Annotated in this window: 22 protein-coding genes; 18 read left to right on the top strand and 4 right to left on the bottom strand. The window is 39.6% G+C overall.

Annotation, left to right across the window (positions count from 1 at the left end; genetic code table 11):
* Positions 1-323: 323 nt before the first annotated feature.
* The 3 genes from SPD53_RS09960 to SPD53_RS09970 are packed head-to-tail and all read left to right on the top strand — an operon-like array spanning position 324 to position 2352.
* Positions 324-974, top strand: coding sequence for a hypothetical protein (locus SPD53_RS09960; protein WP_336252458.1), 651 nt, complete (start codon positions 324-326; stop codon positions 972-974).
* A complete protein-coding gene (locus tag SPD53_RS09965; RefSeq protein ID WP_336252459.1) occupies positions 961-1719 on the top strand; it encodes a cytochrome c biogenesis CcdA family protein in 759 nt (252 codons plus the stop codon). The genes SPD53_RS09960 and SPD53_RS09965 overlap by 14 nt, the downstream gene beginning before the upstream one ends.
* Positions 1720-1737: 18 nt before the next feature.
* Complete coding sequence (locus tag SPD53_RS09970; RefSeq protein ID WP_336252460.1) at positions 1738-2352, top strand: TlpA family protein disulfide reductase; 615 nt, start codon at positions 1738-1740, stop codon at positions 2350-2352.
* A 221-nt stretch (positions 2353-2573) separates the two neighbouring features.
* Here SPD53_RS09970 and SPD53_RS09975 read toward each other — a convergent pair whose 3' ends face one another.
* On the bottom strand, positions 2574-3575 hold the full coding sequence (locus SPD53_RS09975; protein WP_336252461.1) for a YeiH family protein: 1002 nt from the start codon (positions 3573-3575) through the stop codon (positions 2574-2576).
* A gap of 120 nt (positions 3576-3695) precedes the next feature.
* On the opposite strand from SPD53_RS09975, the gene SPD53_RS09980 reads away from it, so the two are divergent.
* The 14 genes from SPD53_RS09980 to SPD53_RS10045 all read left to right on the top strand — a co-directional run bounded on the left by SPD53_RS09980 (position 3696) and on the right by SPD53_RS10045 (position 17557).
* On the top strand, positions 3696-4607 hold the full coding sequence (locus SPD53_RS09980; RefSeq protein ID WP_336252462.1) for a LysR family transcriptional regulator: 912 nt from the start codon (positions 3696-3698) through the stop codon (positions 4605-4607).
* 68 nt (positions 4608-4675) lie between these two features.
* The gene (locus SPD53_RS09985) at positions 4676-5155 is read left to right on the top strand and encodes a YbaK/EbsC family protein (protein ID WP_336252463.1); all 480 of its coding nucleotides are present in this window, start codon (positions 4676-4678) and stop codon (positions 5153-5155) included.
* Positions 5156-5733: 578 nt separating this feature from the next.
* Positions 5734-6861 (top strand): trans-sulfuration enzyme family protein, encoded by a 1128-nt coding sequence (locus tag SPD53_RS09990; RefSeq protein WP_336252464.1) that lies wholly within the window; start codon positions 5734-5736, stop codon positions 6859-6861.
* Between the two features lie 40 nt (positions 6862-6901).
* Positions 6902-8098: a CynX/NimT family MFS transporter gene (locus SPD53_RS09995; RefSeq protein ID WP_336252465.1), complete on the top strand. Its 1197-nt coding sequence runs from the start codon at positions 6902-6904 to the stop codon at positions 8096-8098.
* Positions 8099-8115: 17 nt separating this feature from the next.
* A complete protein-coding gene (locus SPD53_RS10000) occupies positions 8116-8691 on the top strand; it encodes a dihydrodipicolinate synthase family protein (RefSeq protein WP_336252466.1) in 576 nt (191 codons plus the stop codon).
* Positions 8637-8939 (top strand): dihydrodipicolinate synthase family protein, encoded by a 303-nt coding sequence (locus SPD53_RS10005; protein WP_336252475.1) that lies wholly within the window; start codon positions 8637-8639, stop codon positions 8937-8939. Before SPD53_RS10000 ends, SPD53_RS10005 begins: the two co-directional genes overlap by 55 nt.
* A 342-nt stretch (positions 8940-9281) precedes the next feature.
* A complete protein-coding gene (locus SPD53_RS10010) occupies positions 9282-10586 on the top strand; it encodes a pyrimidine-nucleoside phosphorylase (RefSeq protein ID WP_156856902.1) in 1305 nt (434 codons plus the stop codon).
* Between the two features lie 31 nt (positions 10587-10617).
* The gene (deoB, locus tag SPD53_RS10015; RefSeq protein ID WP_156856901.1) at positions 10618-11799 is read left to right on the top strand and encodes a phosphopentomutase; all 1182 of its coding nucleotides are present in this window, start codon (positions 10618-10620) and stop codon (positions 11797-11799) included.
* A gap of 11 nt (positions 11800-11810) precedes the next feature.
* The gene (locus tag SPD53_RS10020) at positions 11811-12641 is read left to right on the top strand and encodes a purine-nucleoside phosphorylase (RefSeq protein WP_156856900.1); all 831 of its coding nucleotides are present in this window, start codon (positions 11811-11813) and stop codon (positions 12639-12641) included.
* 14 nt (positions 12642-12655) lie between these two features.
* Complete coding sequence (deoC, locus tag SPD53_RS10025; RefSeq protein ID WP_156856899.1) at positions 12656-13306, top strand: deoxyribose-phosphate aldolase; 651 nt, start codon at positions 12656-12658, stop codon at positions 13304-13306.
* A 50-nt stretch (positions 13307-13356) separates the two neighbouring features.
* A complete protein-coding gene (locus SPD53_RS10030) occupies positions 13357-14652 on the top strand; it encodes an NCS2 family permease (protein WP_156856898.1) in 1296 nt (431 codons plus the stop codon).
* 120 nt (positions 14653-14772) lie between these two features.
* Positions 14773-15492 (top strand): GntR family transcriptional regulator, encoded by a 720-nt coding sequence (locus tag SPD53_RS10035; protein ID WP_156856897.1) that lies wholly within the window; start codon positions 14773-14775, stop codon positions 15490-15492.
* A 182-nt stretch (positions 15493-15674) separates the two neighbouring features.
* On the top strand, positions 15675-16862 hold the full coding sequence (locus tag SPD53_RS10040; RefSeq protein WP_156856896.1) for a NupC/NupG family nucleoside CNT transporter: 1188 nt from the start codon (positions 15675-15677) through the stop codon (positions 16860-16862).
* 170 nt (positions 16863-17032) lie between these two features.
* Positions 17033-17557, top strand: coding sequence for a GNAT family N-acetyltransferase (locus SPD53_RS10045; protein WP_156856895.1), 525 nt, complete (start codon positions 17033-17035; stop codon positions 17555-17557).
* Positions 17558-17985: 428 nt separating this feature from the next.
* Here SPD53_RS10045 and SPD53_RS10050 read toward each other — a convergent pair whose 3' ends face one another.
* Together SPD53_RS10050 and SPD53_RS10055 are read right to left on the bottom strand one after the other, a co-directional pair.
* Positions 17986-19128, bottom strand: coding sequence for an ABC transporter permease (locus tag SPD53_RS10050; protein ID WP_156856894.1), 1143 nt, complete (start codon positions 19126-19128; stop codon positions 17986-17988).
* Complete coding sequence (locus SPD53_RS10055) at positions 19116-19829, bottom strand: ABC transporter ATP-binding protein (RefSeq protein ID WP_156856893.1); 714 nt, start codon at positions 19827-19829, stop codon at positions 19116-19118. The genes SPD53_RS10050 and SPD53_RS10055 overlap by 13 nt, the downstream gene beginning before the upstream one ends.
* Before the next feature lie 159 nt (positions 19830-19988).
* Between SPD53_RS10055 and SPD53_RS10060 the strand changes: the two genes are divergently transcribed.
* On the top strand, positions 19989-20597 hold the full coding sequence (locus SPD53_RS10060; RefSeq protein ID WP_156856892.1) for a TetR/AcrR family transcriptional regulator: 609 nt from the start codon (positions 19989-19991) through the stop codon (positions 20595-20597).
* Between the two features lie 245 nt (positions 20598-20842).
* Here SPD53_RS10060 and SPD53_RS10065 read toward each other — a convergent pair whose 3' ends face one another.
* Positions 20843-21544 (bottom strand): HAD-IA family hydrolase, encoded by a 702-nt coding sequence (locus tag SPD53_RS10065; RefSeq protein WP_156856891.1) that lies wholly within the window; start codon positions 21542-21544, stop codon positions 20843-20845.
* Position 21545 lies beyond the last annotated feature (1 nt).

Below are 21545 nucleotides of genomic sequence, written 5' to 3' on the forward strand. Positions count from 1 at the left end.
AGTGCAAATTGTTTTTTGAAGAAGCATTAATATAATTATAGTAAGATCATAAACTATTAAAAAAAGAAAGACATGAGCATTCTAATATCTAAAGCCCAAGATGGAAATTAACTTCAGACGGGCTTTTTCTTTCGCTCTTATGTTTTACTGAACGGGTCTTAAGGACAATTTATATGCATCATCAAATACTCGCTGACTTATCTACCTTCTTTTAAAAACAAACTTTACTTCATCACTCACCGAATAATTTAATCTTTTCATCGAACTTTCATAATTGTTGTGTATGCTTAAGTAGAGAACAATGGTATAAAGGAGAAAAGCTATTGGCGCTAATAAGTAAATTAATACCTATAGGTGTATTTGCTCTGAGTTTTGCAGGGGGTATTCTTTTCTTTTATATAACGAGTGATTTATCTAAAAACAATAAAAAAATACATATCGAACAGATGGTTTCAGAGTTGATAAATGTTGTCATCTTTATTTGGATCGGGAAAATTTTAACGAATCTGAAGCTGTTCATCCAAGATCCTTTGGCAGTGCTTGCTTACCCGAGTGATTCTAAAGCATTTTATCTCGCTATTCTAATCAGTGGGATTATCCTGTTTATAAAAGTAAAGAGGGGAAAAATAAATGCTGTCCCATTTATGAAATCATTTATTCCTGTAATTTTAGTCGCATCTTTTTTGTATGAATTTATTTACCTCGTTTGGCTTCAAACTGGAGGTACAATTGGATACTTTATTTTAATCACCTTGCTTCTTATCTTATATTACATCGTACATGATCAATTACCTGACAAGCTGCTGTTCATCATGTTACTGGTAGTTTGGTCTGTTGGAGTGTTCATTCTTTATTCGATACAACCATTTGTTACCGTGTTCGGTTATATAATAGCACCTTGGTTTGTTTGGTTATTTTTTACAATAAATATCGTTATTATTTTAAGAAAGAGGGATCGTCGTGGGCGGAATTGAAGCAGATACGCTATTGATTGCGGGTACATTTCTTGCGGTTGGTGCAGGGGCGTTATCATTCTTATCTCCTTGTGTACTTCCAATTTTTCCAGCGTACCTGTCCTACATAACAGGGATCAGTGTGAAAGAGTTACAAAGAAGTAAAAATACAAAAATCAGAAAAGAAATCCTTAGTCATTCTTTAATCTTTCTAATTGCCGTATCGCTTGTCTTCATTAGCCTTGGAGCAAGTGCGTCATTGTTTGGACAGTGGGTGCAGGGATTGCTGATAGGAGATTCAGGGTTGTTTATTCAGCGGATTGCGGGCATCCTAATCATGTTCATGGGGCTCTTTGTTGGAGGTTGGATTACAATTCCAAGCTTGATGAAGGAAAGGCGTTTTCAATATACGAAAAAGCGGGCGAATTACATTGGAACATTTTTAATAGGTCTTGGATTTGCGGCTGGATGGACGCCATGTATTGGACCGATTTTCGGATCTATTTTACTACTAGCAGCTAGCAATCCCGGACAAGGCATTTTCTACACGGTGATGTACGTTGTCGGCTTTTCGTTGCCGTTTCTTGTCTTAAGCTTTTACCTCGGTTCCACAAGATGGATTGTTCGCCATAGTGGCATCATTATGAAGGTCGGTGCGGTCGTCATGATTCTCATGGGACTCGTATTGTTCTTAGGACTGATGCCGCAAATTACTGGTTTCTTACTTGATATTGTTGATGATACATGGTTATCAAGACTAGGATAATATTAGGAGGCTTTTGGGATGAAAAAGTTAATTCTTATTGTTGTATTTGTTCTCATGTTTGGCTGGACGGTCTATGAATTTATCGGAGATTCTGATACGGCAACTGTAGAGGAGAATGATGTGGATGAGTCTGAAATAGAAACAAGCGGTGAAGAAGGTGCGAGTGTGTCCAGCGATATCGCAGTAAATGGGAGTGCTGGGGAGGGTGAGGAAGGGCTAGATTTCGGTGATATGGCACCTGACGTGAAATTGAAGACAATGGACGGGGAAGAGGTGCAGTTATCTGATTTCCGCGGGGAACGTGTCATGCTGAATTTCTGGGGAACCTGGTGCCCGCCTTGCCGTGCGGAAATGCCGGATATGGAGAAGTTCCATCAGAATACAGATATAAAAATTATTGCAGTTAATTTAATTGAAACAGAGACGAGCCTTGATGATGTTCATCAGTTTATCGATGATTATGGACTCACCTTTTCTGTTTATACCGATGAAGGGAATGCTGCTGCGGAGGTGTATCGCGTTCAGCCGATCCCAACTTCTTATTTGATCAATTCGGACGGTACGATTCATAATAAAGCCTTGGGTGCTTTGAATTATGAATTGATGATACAGGAGTTCGAAAAGATGAAATAACAGTTTTTTCCTTACAATATATATAGAGGTGTCAGAGGCTGAAACAAAAGAAACTATTGAACGACATAATGGAGATATTGGTTAGAAGGAAGGGAAAGATACAAATACATTCGGGTTAACATTGCCGCTAGAAGATGCCTAATCAAATAGCTTCAGGTAGGATAAATGGTGAGTAGAAGAAGGAGCCATACAGCTTTTGTGTTGTATGGCTTTTAGTAGTTCTAAATTATAAAATAGGCAACAATGGATAGGCAAATAGAAGTGATGCCTATTGCAATGAATGGTTTTAATGCTTTTGTCCGTAAATCTCTCAGGCTTACATTCAACCCAAGGCCAACCATGGCTGCTGTCAAGATCCAGGTTGTTGCAGTACTCACGCCTTCTAAAAGCTTCACAGGAACAGGGAAGATGCTACCGAGTACATAGCTACCTAACATACTCATTAAAATAAATCCGAGCAAGAACCAAGGGAATTCTATCTTTTCCCGTGTCCGCTCCCCATTACGTTTGAATTTAAGAAAATAGATAAGAAGAAAGCAGAACGGTACCAGTAGGAATACTCGACCCAATTTCGCCAGTAGTGCCATAGCCAATGCTTCTTCTCCAGCTGGCTCTGCCGCGATTGCAACATGGGCAAGCTCATGTAAGCTGATTCCCGACCAGATTCCATAATCAATTGCAGTGAGTGGTAATAATGGCTTAATTAATGTATATCCAATTGCGAAAATCGTTCCCATTAATGCAATAATACCGACGCTGATTGCCGTGTCTTCCTCCTTTGTTTTTATTATTGGCGCGACCGCAGCAATGGCAGCAGCTCCACAAATCCCAGTTCCCACCCCAAGTAAAAATGAAATATTTTGATCTGCTTTCCACGCTTTCGCTAGCAACATCATGAGACCAATTGCAAAGGCTATAACAATCGCGTCACGCAAGAGCAATCCAATGCCATCTTGGAATATGGTATTAATATTTAATTTCAGTCCATATAAAATGATAGCGAAACGTAGGAGCTTCTTCGTAGAAAATGTAATACCTGCCCGCAATATTTCCGGATAACCAAATAGTTGCCGGTAAAGAACAGCGATAATGATTGCACAAGCCAATTGGCCAACGGGCTGAAATCCTGGTACGAGTGCCAATAAATAGCCGAGTAAAGCAATAAAAAAGGTAAATGCGATACCAGCTAACCAATAAGGAAATGATTTTGCATTGTTCGTCATGGAACCCCTCCTTTTCTTAGCATAGCTAAGAAAAGTTCATAAGAAAAATAAAATATAGTAATGATTAACATAAGTAATTAGTTATAATAAAGAAAAATGAATAGGTAAGGAGGCGAGATGATGGATAAACATTTACAACTATTTATAACCGTTGCTGAAAAGAAAAGCTTTTCTAAAGCGGCAGAAGAACATTACATGACACAACCTGCTGTGAGTCAATATATCCGTGCATTAGAAGATCAAATCGGCATGCGTTTAATGGAAAGGACGAACAAATACGTTCATTTAAATAAAGCAGGTGAGATTGTCTATCATTATGGAAAGGAAATTTTAGGTTTATATACAACGATGCAGAACCTAGTGGACGATTTAACGAATAAAGCTAATGGTCCCCTAGCCATTGGAGCGAGCTATACCTTTGGGGAATATGTTCTGCCGCGAATGATCGCTGAGCTAAAGAGGAATTACCCGGATATTCAACCGACTGTAACAATTGGAAATACGGTCACGATTGCAGATTTAGTTGCGGGTCACCAACTTGATGCAGGCATTGTCGAAGGGCATTTTAACAGGAAAGATGTTCATATAGAACCGTTTGCTGAAGATGAAATGTTTATTGTTGCTTCCCCGACAAGCAAACTGTGTAGTAAAGAAGGTTTAACGCATCGTGATCTTGAAAATGAAACATGGATTGTCCGGGAAAAGGGATCTGGAACGAGAGAAGCAACAGAGAAGCTTTTTCAAATTTATGGAATTAATCCTTGCCGGTTCATGCATTTTAGCAGTACCCAGCCGATTAAAGAATCGGTAGCGGCCGGTCTTGGAATTAGCCTGCTATCCAAGTGGGCGATTCAAAAAGAAGTGAGATATGGAGATTTAAAAATTATCGGGATCGATGGTCTCCCGCTCTTACGAGAATTCTCGATTATTACAAAATCTCCATTCCGGACGAGGGCCTTAGAGGTCTTTCTTAATCTTGTTCGAGACAATGGAAATGGAAATCAAAGAAAAAGTTTCCAGAATGAGCAGTGAAGTTTTTCCTCTGTATATTTTTCAAATATTTAGTTATAATAAAAGATAAAAAGAGGGGATTACAGACAATGGGGAAATTAAAGAAAAGCGCGCAAGTTGTACAAGATTCTCTGCTTGCGAAGGGATATGACAATGAAGTAATTGAGCTTGCAGATAGCACGCGAACCGCAAAGGAAGCCGCTGAGGCACTGGGGTGTAAAGTTGCGCAAATCGCGAAATCGATTGTCTTTAAATTGAAAGAATCCGACAACGCATTGCTCGTTATAGCCAGTGGTTCCAACCGGATTAATGAAAAGCATTTAGGTGAGTTGATTGGTGAAATATTAGGAAAAGCAGATGCGGAATTTGTGAAAGAAAAAACTGGCTTTGCGATAGGCGGTGTGTCACCAGTCATTCAGGATGCGACGATTAAAGTTATCATTGATGAAGATTTACTTCAATACGAAGATATATGGGGCGCCGCAGGGCATCCGAAAGCTGTGTTTCAAATGACACCTGTCCAATTAATTGAACTAACAGATGGTGAAGTATTAAATATAAAAGGATAAAACATGAAAACATGTCCTTACCGATTTAATGGTAGGGGCATTTTTTTTGAAAAATCTGTTTAACCTTAATTAAATCGGGTGAAAATTGAATATATTAAAATAAACGTATTAGATTTGTGACGGGAATGTGAACAAAGGTATTGTTTCGCATAACGTATAGTGTTATACTATTCCTAAATTCCGAAAGGGGCAAATTGTATGAAAACATTGAGAGACGGAGTGATAAAGTTTTTTTTGGCTAATCTTACGGTAATTGTTGTGATCGCAATGCTACCGGTATTTTTGGTCACGGATCAAGTACCTATTTATAATAGTTTGATGGATTACTTATTTAATAATAAGTCTTCACTATAAGGAAGTGCCAGGCACTCTTAAAGAACATAGGATAATCAAAATGAACCCCGCCTCATGAGCTGGTGGGGTGTTTTTGTGTTTCAGTCTGCAGAAGTTCGGTTACTGACAAATTTATTCATCCAACAAACGATATAGGTAATTAATAACAGAAACTTTAAAAATATCACCATTTACTATAGTATTATATGAATAGACAACAAAAGTTTTGAAAGTGAGGAAATGATATGCGTTTTGAAACAAAGGCAATTCATGTTGGACGAGGAATAGACCCGTTAACTGGAGCAGTGACGAGTCCACTTCATTTATCTACTACATATGAACGAGCTGCAGATGGCTCGTATACAAATGATTTCATGTATGGTCGCGGGGATAATCCGAATCGTCGAGCACTGGAAGCGTGTCTGACATCGCTTGAATCCGGTTTTGACTGTGTGACTTATGCTTCCGGGATGGCAGCGATTTCCTCTATAATCGAGGCACTGCCGCAAGATTTACCACGCCGGGTTGTGATGCCGGATGATATGTATTTCGGTATCCGTGCACTTATATCCGAGACGGATATTGGAAAGAGATTCGATATTGCCATCGCAGATATGACGAATCTTGCTGAAGTGGAAAAGGTGATACAAGATGCGCCGACGGGTCTTGTCTGGATGGAGACACCATCTAACCCGCTTGTTAAAATAGTCGATATCGAAGCAATTACGAAGATTGCACAAAAAGCAGAGGCTTATACAGTCGTCGATAATACATGGCCAACCCCAGCTTTACAACGTCCACTTTCATATGGAGTTGATTTTTCCCTTCATTCAGTGACGAAATATATTGGAGGTCATAGTGATTTAATGCTTGGGGCAATTGTGGCTAAGTCTGATAGTATCTATTTGAAAAATTTGCGTGCTTGGCAGCATGAAAAAGGTGCAGTTCCTTCACCGTTTGATTGTTGGCTGGCTCTCCGGGGTGTCCAATCGCTTTCGCCAAGGATGAGGGTCCATTGTGAAAATGCATTAGAACTTGCGGAATTTCTTGAGGCTCATCCAAAAGTCGAAGCGGTCCATTACCCTGGCCTTGCTAGTCACGCAGGGCATGCGATTGCAGCGAAACAAATGAGTTCATTCGGTGGGATGTTATCTTTCCAAGTAAAAGGCGGCGAGGAAGAAGCAATGGAAGTTGCAGCAAAGGTAAAAATATTTACACGTGCAACAAGTCTAGGCGGGACACATAGTCTCATTGAACATCGCGCCTCCGTTGAAAAAGATAAAACGATGGCACCAGCTAATTTATTACGTGTTTCTGTTGGAATTGAAAATATAGAAGACTTGAAAGAGGATTTGTCACAGGCGTTAGAGTAAGTTCGTGATACATGAAAGGAAGCTTGGAGGCAGCAATAAAATGGTATTAGGTACAGAACAGAGAAGGAAAAATGAGACAATCAGCCTTCTATTAGTTGCAGGAATTATGTTATTTGCTTCTAACTTACGTGTTCCCATCACATCAATTGGCTCACTGGTGCCGGTTATTCGCGATAATTTAGACGTAAGCAGTTCGGTAATGGGCTCAATCTCAACTTTACCGCTACTGGCATTTGCGTTTGTTTCCCCATTTGTACCGAAAATCGCAAACCGGTTCGGTATGGAAAAGACGATATTTTTAGCGATGATGATATTAGGTCTTGGGGTTGTTGTTCGGTCTGCTAATGGAATTAGCACATTATTTATTGGGACCGCTCTGATCGGGATTACGATTGCTTTTGGAAATGTATTGCTTCCAGGTCTTATAAAAATGCGTTTTCCCTTTAAAATCGGCTTAATGACAGGTCTGTATACGATATTTATGAATATATTTGGTGCACTAGCTTCTGGGGTTAGTGTGCCATTATCGAATATTGAAGGATTTGGCTGGAGAGTTTCCTTGGGAATCTCGGTCGCATTAATCCTAATTGCGCTCATTGTTTGGTATCCGCAAGTAAGAAATCCACAGCTCCAACCAGACTTAAATGTCGAACAGAAAAAAACAAAAATGTGGACTTCTGCTACAGCTTGGAACGTAACAATTTTTATGGGTTTTCAATCATTGATGTACTTTACCCCACTAACCTGGCTGCCTGATATTTTACAGTCTCATGGTTATTCGCTTAGTCAGGCAGGGTTGATCATCTCGGTGATGTTATTAGGCATTATTCCAGTAAACTTTATCATTCCAGTGCTCGCCGACCGAATGAAAAACCAAAAATTATTAGGAGCGTTCACGGGTATTGTTTTTATCCTCGGTTCAGCGGGGTTATTTAGCAGCAATCTTAGTATACTCATCATTTCCGCTATCTTAATTGGGATTGGATGTGGCAGTGGTTATAGCTTATCGATGATGTTCTTTACATTACGAACTAGAAATGGTTATGAGGCCTCTGATTTATCTGGGATGGCCCAATCGATTGGCTATCTTATCGCGGCAACGGGACCAATTGCATTTGGAGGATTTTATGATGTAATGGGCAGCTGGACGGCGCCGATTATCGTATTAATTGCGATTGGAATAATAATTGTGATAACGGGAGTGCTCGCTGGTCGGGATGTCGTTATCGATAATTAAAAAATGGAGGTAACAGGATGCTGAAAGAACAGTTTCATATTGCCGTACCGACAGCTTTTTTAGAAGATGAATCACTGGACCCAGATGGAACAATCAACCATATACGAAACCTTTATAAACAAGGGATAAAGTCTGTACTTGTTTCAGGAACAACCGGAGAACAGCATAGTTTAAACCTGCAAGAGAAAATGGAACTCCTTAACCGCTTAGAAAAGGAAGAAGAACTCATTAACGAGATGGAAATCATATTCGGTGTTTCTTCCGTTAGGCAGAAAAAAGCGGAGGAACTTGCGGAAAGGATTCAAGAGACAAAAATCGCGGGAGTTATGCTTGGCTTTCCGCCCTATATTTTACCGACACAGGAAGAAGCCGTCAGCTATGCAAAGAGCATTATGGAACGAAGTAAGAAACCTACCATTTTATATAACAATCCGAAAAGAACTGGTTTCGATCTTTCCGTTGATAGTATTCTCGAATTGAGCAAGCTTGAATTAGTCCTGGGAATTAAGGATGCGGGGCTAAAGAAAAAGTTGAAGCGATTAAAAAGCATCTCAGACGCAATGAATTTTATTTTTATGCAGGCGGAGAGGTAGATTTAGAGGAGAAAATATCTTATGGCTATGACCGATTATCGTCTATTGCAGGGAATATAGCGCCACGAGTAATCAATAATTGGTTTCGCGGATTGTTAGAAGGGCGACAGGAGAACGAACAAGAAATAATGGAAATAGGCATGATTTTAGAGCAGGTTTATCAAGGAAATGCAATTGTAAATGTGAAAAGAATCTTGAATCAGAAAGGTTTTCAAGTGGGGATTTGTAGAAGTCCGATAGGAAACTAGTTTCTTGAATAAATTTTATACTTTAGAAAGTGGAGTAGAATAATAAACAAATTTAGATTAGGGATTGGAGAGCTACCTCAAAGCTTCCAATTCCTTTTTTTGTATAAGAAACCAGTTGTTTATTATGGCGTTATTATTATATTCACATTCACCAGTCAAACCGAAATGTTTGAATAATAAAACAGTTGACTTGTAGGACGTCCAATCATATACTGGTTGTAGAACGACTGAAAGGGCTTTCTAATTAGTAGTTGTTGGACGTCCTATAAGTAGTCAGTTGCTTTGTTGGATAAAAGTATTTGAAACCGTAAAACATAATATAAAAAGGAAGGTGCTTTCCACATGAGAATGGTAGATGTTCTTGAGAAGAAACGTGATGGATTGGAATTAACAAAAGAGGAAATTGAATTTGTAATTGAAGGGTATACAAATGGTGAAGTTCCTGATTATCAAATGTCCGCATTCCTAATGGCTGTTTATTTCCAGGATATGACGACAGAAGAACGGGTAAATTTAACAAAAGCGATGGTTGAATCTGGAGACCAAGTCGATCTATCAGAAATTGACGGTGTGAAAGTCGATAAGCACTCTACTGGCGGGGTGGGTGATACAACAACATTAATCCTTGCACCACTCGTAGCCGCTGTAGGTGTTCCTGTTCCGAAGATGTCCGGCCGTGGTCTAGGGCATACAGGTGGTACGGTTGATAAGCTGGAATCTATTGCAGGCTTTCAAGTTGAAATCGAACCGGAAACATTCATTGAACTTACGAATAAAAACAAAGTCGCAGTTGTCGGCCAAAGTGGTAACTTAACACCTGCTGATAAAAAGATTTATAGCTTACGTGATGTAACGGCTACGGTAAATGCGATTCCCTTAATCGCAAGTTCGATTATGAGTAAGAAAATTGCTTCCGGTGCAGATGCAATTGTACTTGATGTGAAGACAGGCTCTGGGGCATTTATGAAGACATTGGAAGATTCCAAGGAATTAGCCCATGCGATGGTACAAATTGGTAATGGAGCTGGAAGAGAAACGATAGGGGTTATCTCGGATATGAACCAGCCTTTAGGATTTGCAGTTGGTAATGCGCTTGAAGTAAAAGAAGCCATTGACACACTTCGAGGAGAAGGGCCGGAAGATTTACATGAACTCTGTCTTGAGCTCGGCAGCCGGATGGTTTATCTCGGTAAGAAAGCAGATTCCATTGAACAAGCGAAAGAAATGCTTGAGGAAGCAATTAACTCAGGAAAAGCGATTGAAACATTCAAAACAATGATTACAGCGCAAGGCGGAGATGCATCGATTGTCGATGCGCCGGAAAAACTACCTAAGAGCTCCTACACATTTGAAGTGGAAGCAAAAGAAGATGGCTTTGTATCAGAAATCATTGCGAATGAAATAGGAATTGCAGCAAGCTTACTTGGAGCGGGACGTCTAACGAAGGAATCCGAAATTGATTTAGCAGTTGGACTCGTGTTGAATAAAAAGATCGGTGATGAAGTGAAAAAAGGCGAATCGCTTGTGACAATTCATAGTAACCGGGAAGATGTAAAAGATGTGATCGATAAGATTTATGGATCCTATTCTGTTTCCAAAGAAAAGATAGAGAAAAAACCCCTAATCTATGATGTCATTTATGAATAAAAGAACAACATTTTTAAAGGAGTGAAGATTAATGAGTCATACATTTAAGCGAGTATTTGTTGTTGTGATGGATTCTGTTGGAATTGGTGAGGCACCGGATGCTGAGAAATATAATGACGTAGGAGCGAATACTCTTGGTCACATTGCCGAGCATATGGATGGGCTTCATATGCCAAATATGGAGAAATTAGGGCTAGGCAATATTCACGAGTTAAGAGGCATTGGGCCTGTAGAAAAACCACTTGCACATTATACAAAAATGCAGGAAGCTTCTGCTGGAAAAGATACGATGACAGGACACTGGGAAATCATGGGGCTTTACATTGATACGCCGTTCCGTACATTCCCGGACGGATTCCCTGACGAAGTCATTCAAAAATTAGAAGAGAAATCCGGCAGGAAAGTGATTGCAAATAAACCGGCATCGGGAACGGAGATTATCGAAGAGCTTGGGAAAGAACATATGGATACAGGTGCGCTAATTGTTTATACATCAGCCGACTCCGTATTACAAATAGCTGCACACGAAGACATTGTTCCGCTTGAGGAATTATATGAAATCTGTGAGTATGCCCGTGAAGTATTGAATGATCCGGAGTATATGGTTGGTCGTGTTATTGCCCGTCCGTTTATCGGAGAACCTGGCAGCTTCGAGCGCACAGCAAATCGTCATGACTATGCTTTGAAACCATTCGGGCGGACCGTAATGAGCGAATTGAAAGATGCAAACTATGACGTGATTGCAATTGGTAAGATTTCCGATATATTCGACGGAGAAGGCGTAACAGAATCTCTAAGAACCGTATCTAATATGGATGGTATGGATAAATTACTGGAAACGATGGATATGGACTTTACTGGTTTGAGCTTCTTAAACCTAGTTGACTTTGACGCGAAGTATGGTCATCGCCGTAATCCTCAAGGTTACGGAGAAGCGCTGGAAGAATATGATGCAAGACTTCCAGAAGTGTTTGAGAAGTTAAGAGAAGATGATTTACTCATCATTACAGCTGACCACGGAAATGATCCCGTCCATCATGGAACCGATCATACGAGAGAATATGTTCCATTACTCGTCCATCATAAGGGAATAACAGTAGGAAAAGAACTACCGTTACGGAAAACATTTGCCGATCTTGGCGAGACGGTCGCAGACAACTTTCAAGTTACAAGTCCGAAGTTCGGGCAAAGCTTTTTAAATGAAATAAAGTGAGGGGGAGAGACATGAATAAAACAGCAATTGAAACAGCTGCAACGTTTATTAACGGTAAATTGGCAGCACGTCCTGAAATTGGTCTTATTCTTGGTTCAGGTCTTGGCGTACTCGCGGAGGAAATAGAGAATCCGGTACAGATAACGTATGAGGATATACCCAATTTCCCGGTTTCGACGGTGGAAGGGCATGCTGGCAGACTTGTTATTGGTGAACTTGAAGGAAAAACGGTACTTGCTATGCAAGGGCGTTTCCATTTCTATGAAGGTTACGGTTTAGATGAAGTGACCTTCCCGGTTCGAGTGATGAGACAGCTAGGGATTGACAAGGTAATCGTCACGAATGCGGCTGGTGGAGTGAACCCAGCGTTTGAAGCAGGAGATTTAATGATGATCACGGACCATATCAATAATGTCGGAATAAATCCGTTAATCGGTCCGAATGATGCGGAACTTGGCGTCCGTTTCCCGGATATGTCAACTGCCTATGATCGTGAATACCAGGAACTAATGGAAGAGGTTGCTGAAACCCTAGAAATTCCGGTACAAAAAGGTGTTTACGTCTGGAATAGTGGGCCAAGCTATGAAACACCAGCGGAAGTTCGGATGCTGCAACAAGTAGGCGGGGATGCGGTCGGAATGTCTACCGTTCCGGAAGTGATCGTCGCTAAGCATAGCGGAATGAAAGTGCTTGGAATATCCTGTATTTCGAATATGGCTGCAGGAATCTTAGACCAGCCACTATCCCATGAAGAAGTAATGGAAACGACAGAAAAAGTAAAAGCGGATTTCCTCAAATTAGTTAGAGGCATCGTACGCCGTTTACCAAGTTCCCATAAATAAGATGAGGTGAGAAAATGACAGAGAATATCGCGAAAATGATTGACCATACGTTGCTCAAAGCTGATTCAGTGAAAGAGCAAATCATAACTTTATGTAAGGAAGCAAAGGAATATAACTTCTATTCCGTATGTGTAAATCCAACTTGGGTGAAAGAAGCAGCGGAACAATTAAAAGGAACAGACGTAGAAGTTTGTACCGTTATCGGCTTTCCACTAGGCGCCAACACACCGGAAACGAAAGCATTTGAAACAAAGGATGCAATTGCAAATGGTGCGACCGAAGTGGATATGGTCATTAATATTGGCGAGTTGAAAGCTGGAAACGATGAAGCAGTTGAAAATGATATTCGTGCGGTTGTAAATGCCGCGACAGGTAAAGCACTTGTCAAAGTAATTATCGAAACGAGCTTACTTACAGAAGAAGAAAAGGTTCGAGCTTGCGAACTTTCTGTAAAAGCAGGCGCAGATTACGTGAAGACTTCAACTGGGTTCTCTACTGGAGGAGCCACGCTTGAAGATGTGAAACTTATGCGTGAAACAGTTGGTCCGGATATTGGTGTAAAAGCTTCTGGCGGTGTGCGTGGTAAGGAAGATGCACACGCTATGATCGATGCCGGTGCTAGTCGAATCGGCGCAAGTTCCGGGATTAAAATCGTTACGGAATAACGATCAAACGACTGGGCGGGCCGAGGGAATTATAGAAGGAAGTAGACAGTGTGAAAGATAAATTAAATCGAATAACTGGAGTTTATGATAAAGGATCAAATGTAAAGCAAGAGATCCTAGCAGGATTGATCTCATTCTTTGCAATTGTATATATCATTGTTGTAAATGCGACGATACTTTCGGATGCTGGAATGCCGATTGAAGGTGCCGTCTGGGCAACAATTATAACGTCGATGGTCGGCTGTTTCATTGTCGGATTCGGTGCGAATGTGCCCTTGGTTCTTGTTCCAGGCATGGGATTGAATGCGATGTTCACGTATACGTTCGTCCATGCCATGGGACTAACCTGGCAGGAAGCATTGGCGGTTGTATTTGTAGCGGGGATTATTTTTGTCCTCATATCATTTACACGATTAGCAACGATTCTTGCTCAGTCGATTCCAAATGCGTTAAAAGAGGCCATTACGGTTGGTTTAGGGATGTTCCTTGCACTTATTGGTTTAGAGAAGAGTCACATTATTGTGAGTGGGGAACATTCCATCATTGCGCTTGGTGATATCGGGAGCCTTGAAGTATTAGCATTTTTCCTTACATTTATTATAGCGCTTGGATTATTCCTCCGTAACATACCGGGACATTTCCTCATCACCATTTTAGTTGGGACGATGATTGCCTGGATGTTTGGTCTGATTGATTTTAACCAAGCTGGAGGAGCTAACTTATCCTTGGCTGATTATGCGGGTGTTTTCAATGCGATGTCTTTCGATGGGATCATGTCCATTACATTTTGGATTGCAGTATTTTCCCTGACGATGGTTCTCGTGTTTGAAAATATTGGTTTGATAAGTGGCCAACTAAAACAGGCACAGCGGGATGAACAATATACCCCAGCTATCCGTTCTGTTTCCATATCAGCGATGTTAAGCGGATTGTTTGGTAGTAGCCCAACGGTATCTACGGTTGAAGGAGCTGCCGGAATTGCAGCAGGTGGCAGGACAGGAATTACATCGATTGTGACTGGGTTCCTATTTCTTGTAGCATCTCTTTTCATTCCAGTCATTAAGTTAATTCCAAGCACAGCAATATCGCCAATTTTAATTATAATTGGTGGACTTATGATGCTTAATATTAAAAACATTAACTTTAAGGATCTGTCAGATGCCTTTCCTGCACTGATCATCATAATAATGATCCCATTCACATACAGTATCGCGGATGGAATAGCATTCGGCTTCATTGCTTACCCACTAGCAAAACTTGTAGTAGGCAAACGCAAAGAAGTATCCATGCCACTATATATCATTACCCTGTTATTCCTTATTAATTTCGTATTACAAGCGATATAACTGGAGGAAAGGGGATTCTAAGTATAGAATCCATCCTTTTCTCCGGGTTTAATATCAAAATTTCTATTGAAAGCGTTCTGACCATGCTATACAATATGAAAATGGAGAGGAGAGCGCTCATTGAAAAGTCACTATCAAAAACCGCGTTACTTGATTGTTATCGAACAAATCAGAGAAAAGATAAACAATGGTGAACTTGAACCGGGAGAACAATTGCCATCCGAAACAGCTTTGGCAAAGGCACTTGGCGTATCAAGGAACACATTACGGGAAGCATTACGAATACTAGAAGAAGAAAATATTATTATCCGTAAACATGGGATTGGCACATTCGTAAATCGGGTACCTGTATTCCAGGGTGGCATTGAAGAACTATTCAGTATTACTGAATTGATTGAAAGACAAGGAAAAAAACCAGGAACAGAAATCTTATTTACAGGTATTGTCGGACCGCATCGAGATGATATAGAAGAGTTGGAATTGGAGGAGGACGAGCAGGTTTTCCTAGTGAAACGTGTTCGGACGGCAGATGAAGTCCCTTTAGTTTATTGTATTGATAAAGTTCCGGATAGTATTCTTCCTAAGGGTTATAAACTGGGAGAAGAATCAATTTTCAACTCCTTAGGTGAAGCTGGGATTGTAATTAACCATGCCAGGTCTCAGATCAATACAATTGCCTATCACGACGAAATATCAAAAATCATGAACTGTGACAAGCATACGCCGCTTCTTGTGTTGCGACAGGTTCATTTTGATGAGTCGAATCGACCTGTACTTTATTCGATTAATTATTTCCGTTCGGATCAAATAACATTTAACGTATTGCGGAAAAGAGTATAAATTGAGCGAGTGAACCATTTCAAACCGAAGCATATTTTACGCTTCCAGAAGCTCTGGAAGCAAAATCCAGCACTATACTTGTAGGACGTCCAATCATACGCAGATAAATGGAAATAGTTAGAATTATTTCTTATATAATGTAAGCTGTTTCAGTTGAAGCGGCTAATAAAGGAGGAAAAATAATGGATATCATCCTAGGTATCGTAGGGATTGCCGTTATCCTTGGCTTAGCATATCTATTTTCCAATGATAAGAAGAACATTAATTTTAAAGGTATTGGAATTATGCTAGCTTTACAGCTACTTATTACGTGGTTTATGTTCGCGACAGAAATTGGAGCGAAGATTATTAATGGCATTTCCGCTGTATTTAACAAACTGATTGAATTTGGACAAGAAGGAATTGGATTCGTTGTTGGTGGGTTTGAACTCCAAGAGGGTGGCGTATTCTTCTTTAACGTACTATTGCTTATTGTATTCTTTGCCACACTTCTTTCCGTTTTAAACTATTTAAAAATCTTACCAACGATTATTAAATGGGTTGGAGGCTTGGTGTCTAAGGTTACCGGCATTCCAAAAATCGAAGCCTTTAACGGGGTAAATAGTATCTTCTTTGGACAATCGGAAGCTTTACTTGCGATTAAGGCACAGTTTCACCACTTGACAGATAATCGATTATACATGGTTAGTGCTTCGGCAATGAGTTCGGTATCAGCTTCCATTATAGGAGCTTATATCCAGATTTTGCCGGCAGAGTATATCCTTGTTTCCTTACCATTAAACATGTTTGGTGGTTTAATCATTGCATCGATTATTGCTCCAATTAATGTGCCGAAAGAAGAGGACGTCGTGGATGTTCAAGATGTCAGCACAGAAAAGAGTGTATTTGAAGCGATGGGGAATGGTGCACTCGACGGTGGTAAAATTGCATTAATCGTTGCGGCTAACTTGATTGCATTTATTGCATCATTGGAGCTAGTCAACTGGTTAATTGAATCAGTCCTAGCAGGTGTAACATTGCAACAAATCCTAGGATATATCCTTGCACCGCTTTCCTTCTTAATGGGGATTGCGCCGAGTGAAATTATTGAAGCAGGGTCTATTATGGGAACGAAGATTGTAACGAATGAGTTCGTTGCAATGCTTGAATTCCAGCCATTGATGGAGACCATGTCTGAGAAAACAATTGGAATCGTCAGCGTTTTCCTAACAAGCTTTGCTAACTTCTCTTCTATTGGAATTATTGCTGGAACAGTGAAAGGGATTGATGGAGAGAAGGCGAGTATCGTTTCTAGATTCGGTTTGAAACTCCTATTTGGTTCCATTCTTGTTTCTATCCTATCTGCAACGATTGCAGGTTTATTCCTATAATTGAATAAGATAGAATTTCCTAAATCAGCTCGAAGTCTCTAGTAAAAAATGAGACTTCTAGCTGATTTTTATTTTCTCGGGCTTCTTTTTTTAAAATTATTTTGTTGACAAAAACTGTCCAACCTTTATTCTTAACTTAAAATGAAAATTTTAATGAGCGAGGTAAAAGGATGGGTACGATTTTTGTTAGAAAAGCAACAGAACAAGATTTAGCAGATATTATGACGATTATTGATCATGCAAGAGCGTTACTAAAAGCGGATGGCAGTGAGCAATGGCAAAATGGAAATCCGAGCGAGGAAACAATCCTTCAAGATATTGAAAAAGGCTATGGTCAGCTTCTAATTGTTAATGGTGAAATTGCAGGGACTGCTGCATTACTGACAGACCCTGACCCAAACTATGAGATTATCCATGATGGCTCATGGAATAATGACTTGCATCCTTATGCAACGATACACCGGTTAGCTATTTCTAATGAATTCAGAGGAATGCGTCTAGCGAATTATCTCTTTTCCAACTTGCTCACATTAGCTTATAGTCAAGGATTCCGAAATTTCAGGATCGATACGCATAAAAAGAATTTACGGACACAAGGGTTGATTGAGAAGTTTGGCTTTGAATATCGCGGAAGAATCTTTGTAGATCCAAGTCCGGAAGGGGAGCGGAAAGCTTATGAACTTCATCTGGAATAATTGCTTTTCATGTAATTAATAACTTTCATAGTCAGAAACAGTTAGCTTCCCTCTGGTATAATTAGTGAAACCAAGTAATTCATAATAGTAACGGACACGTTTCCAAATTAATGGAGTGAATAGAGACGTTTTAATCTTTAATCGCTCGTTTGAGCATATCAACTAATAAAATGTATGTGTAGAATAAACAAGGGGCCTACGTATAGTCCCCTTGTTATAGCTGCCTCCTGGGTTAATTAGGTCTAATTAAAACTTCATTCACATATAACGTAATCAGGCTGTGTTACTGCATACACGACTGCACGAGCAATGTCAACAGGAGCTAATTTTTTCCTGCCTTCTTCAAATGGACTTTTCGAACTTAGGGGTGTTTTTGACCATACCTGGTGAAATACTAGTGGTGCAACAGTGGGAAAATTCTCTGCATACTAGGCCGCTCGCTGCCGTTTTAAGACAAGCATATTCAATAAAATAAATACAATTGTAAAGCCGATTAATACGATAAAATCATTTGCTATGTCGGAAAAGTCATATCCGCGAATCATGACATTTTGCAGAGCATCTGTCGCATAGGAAAGCGGCATGATTTTACTGATGAACGTTACCCATCCAGGAGCGTTCGATAAATCAAAAATTCCACTGAAAAAGAATTGTGGTATTACTGCCACTGGAATGAATTGGAGTAACTGAAACTCTGTGCGTGCAAAAGTAGACAGTAATAAACCTAATGATAATGCGACGGTAGCGACGATGATATTCATAAATAGCAATAGCCAGTAACTGCCAAGTCGATCCACATGCAGAATATCGACAATCATAATTTGGATGATTACAGTCTGTATCGTAACGAATAAAAAGAAACCTAAAAAATAACCGAATACAATAGATGATCGTTTTAATGGGGTTGCAAGCGTCCGTTCCAACGTACCGGAAGTGCGTTCCCTGAGAAAACTAATCCCGGCGATAAGGAAGACAAATAGAAAAATGAAAAAGCCCATTAAAGCAGGTGCGACTTGATCAAATAAATCAGCATTCTCATCGAGGTATAAATAATTGATTTCAGGTTCTTCCATTAATAAATCGACTTTTGGAAAATCAATCGGGATCGATTGACCAGTTTGTTGTTGCATATTCTTGAGTACAATTGTTAACTCATCTTGCATAACCTCAAAGTCTTCTTTCAATTCCTCCGCACGTTCTTTTTGAAACGTTTGTAAGGAGCTTTGAATCGCTTGCATCACTGGTGATTTTTTCGTAATGTCGCCGCCTTCAATTTCAATATAAGGTGTGTTAGCTTCCATATAAAAATATGCATCGATATCTTGAGTTTTCATTGCTTGTAACGCTTCTTCTTCTGAGGGAAACTCGATAATATGCGCTTCGGCTTCCAGTGAATCCTGTAATGATTGCTCAAGATCGATGATGCCAATATTCGGTTCATCACTAGAGCTTCCCATGATAACGTATAGAAGTCCAAGCACAAATACGGGGGCTAAAAGCAAGAAGAGAAGCGTACGTTTATCTTTGATCACCTGTTGGATGACCCGAATGGCAACAGTTAAGATTTGCATAATTTTTCACCTGCTTTCAAAAACGCTTCCTCAATCGTCCCGTATGTTTGTTTTAATGCTTCAGGTGTGCCAGCATCAATCAGTCTACCATCAGAAACAATTAATAGTCGGTCACAGCGTTCTGCTTCATCCATTACATGAGTCGAGACTAGGAAACTTTTGCCCTGATCACGTAAACGCTGAAATTCATTCCAAAAAACACGTTTTAATGCGGGGTCAATGCCAACAGTTGGTTCATCTAAAAAGATAAGCTGAGGGTTATGAATCAAACTAATAGCGAGACTTAGCCGCCGCTTCATTCCTCCAGAATAATGTTGTACAGCCTTCTTGGTTTCTGAATCAAGATTAACAAAGGAAAGAGATTCTTGAATTCGCATTTTTAAATTTTTGCCCCCAAGACCATAGAGTCTTCCAAAGTAAGCTAAATTGGCCCTAGCAGTCAGCTCTTCATAAAGAGCATCGGATTGAGCCATATACCCAATCTGTTTCATAGGTTTTAACGATGGTTGTTTAATACCTAGTACGTGGATTTCCCCTTCCGTTGGTCGCGACATGCCAATTAATGCTTTGATTAGTGTTGTTTTCCCAGATCCGCTCGGTCCAAGCAATCCAACAATTTCCCCTTTATCCATTGAAAAGGTAACATCTTGTAGAATAACCTTTTTGCCGTAAGTTTGTTTTACATTCCTTACATCAATCATATAGCCACCTCCAAATTAATTTACAGCTGTTGTTTATATTACGTAACGTTGTATAATTAAAGTAGCACAGACTTGATAGGCTATTCAATATTCAATAGTTGGCACTTTGTCAGTTATTTTACAAAATAAGTCTTTTTGTTTAATAAAGGTGTGAAAATCATGACTAAAAAGCAAGATCTACGAATACAGCGAACGAGAAAGTCATTGAATCAAGCGCTCATAACATTAATGGAAAAAAAGAATTTCCAAGCGATTACAATTCAAGAACTAGCGGATGAAGCAATGATTAACCGCGTCACTTTTTATTTACACTACGTTGATAAATACGAGTTACTTGAAGAATGTGTGAAGGATAATTTGGATGAGATTATGCTCAAGCACCTTTCACCAGTCAGGCATATTAGAAAAGGTGTTGTTTATACAGAGGCATTTCGTCCTATTGTGATGGATATTTTAAAAAGTGTGGAGAACAACGAACGTTTTTTCCGAGTTATGATCCAATCAAACTGTGAAGGATTGATTAAAGATTATTTTATTGGACTAGTACAAACAAAATTCCTTCCTCAATTGGGGGAGATGTTTTCTGACATTCAATCGAACAGACATGTAGACGTTACGATACAGTTAATTGTTTCCGCTATTCTAGGAGTTATCACTTGGTGGATTGTTTCAGAAGAAAGAGAAAGTCCCGAAGAAATTGCAGCAATCGTTGTTGATGTTGTGACGAAAGGGCCTGCTTATGTGTTGGGATTGAAAACGGAGAAATAAAAGTGGAAGGGAAAAGTTATTAAAGGTAGTATTTGATTCTTTAAACGGTTGATATTCAAGCTGTTTTATAGAAAGACATATGATAAAGAAGACCGTAGATGCTGTTACGTTTACGGTAACAATCAACTGAACCCCGGCAAGAGGGGCTAGGTAGCTTAGGTGAATAATCCCTCACTTATCAGCTAAAGTGCATGAGGGATTATTTTTATGTCCGTCAACAATTGAGCTTATAACTTTTAAGTCTTTTAGTCAAACTTTCTTTTAATCCACTCGAAAAGCTCTGAAGTAGAAGAGACCGTGCTCGTTGCGATATTTTTCTCTCGTTTTTCATTTCTTGGGTTAAACCAAATAGAATTCCAGCCTGCTTCCCTGGCACCAATAATATCATTCGAATAACTGTCTCCAATATACCAAGTTGTTGCTTTATTAAGTTGGAATCTCTTTTCCGCTAGTTCAAAGATTCCTTTGTCTGGTTTAGCAATGCCATCTTCCCCGGAAACGAAAATCTTTTCTGGTGTAAAATACTTATCTAAACCAAGATTTCTTATTTTATTGCGCTGATGGAATTTAGGTCCATTCGTTATGATAATACTTAAAATTTCTTTCTTCATTAGAAAATCCAAAATTTCGGTAATAAGTGGATAGACTTTGATTTCTTGTTGGTACTGTTCATAAGTTTTTTGAAACACAATCGCTTGTTCATTGTTAATCTCTAACCCTAATTGTTTAAGTGTTTCTTTGATCCGGAAAATATGTGACTGGTCTAACGTCCAAAGTTGATTCTTCTCCTTAACGAAAGCTATCTCACCATTAATCTGAAATATCTCATGGAACTTCCAAAAATCGATTCGGTCTTCTTGGATAAATTCTCGAAAGGCTTTCTTGAGCGGTTGTGCCCGGTCATAGAGTGTGTCGTCTAAATCAAAAGCTAGTGTGTAGATTAGAATT

Source organism: Oceanobacillus sp. MO10714A (assembly GCF_037072045.1).
In the GTDB taxonomy this organism is placed as follows: domain Bacteria; phylum Bacillota; class Bacilli; order Bacillales; family Amphibacillaceae; genus Oceanobacillus; species Oceanobacillus indicireducens.

Excerpts from the sequence above, each read along its gene's own strand:
- SPD53_RS10000 (WP_336252466.1), top strand. The coding sequence starts at position 8,116 with ATGCTGAAAGAACAGTTTCATATTGCCGTACCGACAGCTTTTTTAGAA.
- SPD53_RS09975 (WP_336252461.1), bottom strand. The coding sequence starts at position 3,575 with ATGACGAACAATGCAAAATCATTTCCTTATTGGTTAGCTGGTATCGCA.
- SPD53_RS10055 (WP_156856893.1), bottom strand. The coding sequence starts at position 19,829 with ATGATTGATGTAAGGAATGTAAAACAAACTTACGGCAAAAAGGTTATT.
- SPD53_RS10045 (WP_156856895.1), top strand. The coding sequence starts at position 17,033 with ATGGGTACGATTTTTGTTAGAAAAGCAACAGAACAAGATTTAGCAGAT.
- SPD53_RS10050 (WP_156856894.1), bottom strand. The coding sequence starts at position 19,128 with ATGCAAATCTTAACTGTTGCCATTCGGGTCATCCAACAGGTGATCAAA.
- SPD53_RS09995 (WP_336252465.1), top strand. The coding sequence starts at position 6,902 with ATGGTATTAGGTACAGAACAGAGAAGGAAAAATGAGACAATCAGCCTT.
- deoC (WP_156856899.1), top strand. The coding sequence starts at position 12,656 with ATGACAGAGAATATCGCGAAAATGATTGACCATACGTTGCTCAAAGCT.
- SPD53_RS10040 (WP_156856896.1), top strand. The coding sequence starts at position 15,675 with ATGGATATCATCCTAGGTATCGTAGGGATTGCCGTTATCCTTGGCTTA.
- SPD53_RS10060 (WP_156856892.1), top strand. The coding sequence starts at position 19,989 with ATGACTAAAAAGCAAGATCTACGAATACAGCGAACGAGAAAGTCATTG.
- SPD53_RS09970 (WP_336252460.1), top strand. The coding sequence starts at position 1,738 with ATGAAAAAGTTAATTCTTATTGTTGTATTTGTTCTCATGTTTGGCTGG.
- SPD53_RS09990 (WP_336252464.1), top strand. The coding sequence starts at position 5,734 with ATGCGTTTTGAAACAAAGGCAATTCATGTTGGACGAGGAATAGACCCG.
- SPD53_RS09985 (WP_336252463.1), top strand. The coding sequence starts at position 4,676 with ATGGGGAAATTAAAGAAAAGCGCGCAAGTTGTACAAGATTCTCTGCTT.
- deoB (WP_156856901.1), top strand. The coding sequence starts at position 10,618 with ATGAGTCATACATTTAAGCGAGTATTTGTTGTTGTGATGGATTCTGTT.
- SPD53_RS10010 (WP_156856902.1), top strand. The coding sequence starts at position 9,282 with ATGAGAATGGTAGATGTTCTTGAGAAGAAACGTGATGGATTGGAATTA.
- SPD53_RS09980 (WP_336252462.1), top strand. The coding sequence starts at position 3,696 with ATGGATAAACATTTACAACTATTTATAACCGTTGCTGAAAAGAAAAGC.
- SPD53_RS10020 (WP_156856900.1), top strand. The coding sequence starts at position 11,811 with ATGAATAAAACAGCAATTGAAACAGCTGCAACGTTTATTAACGGTAAA.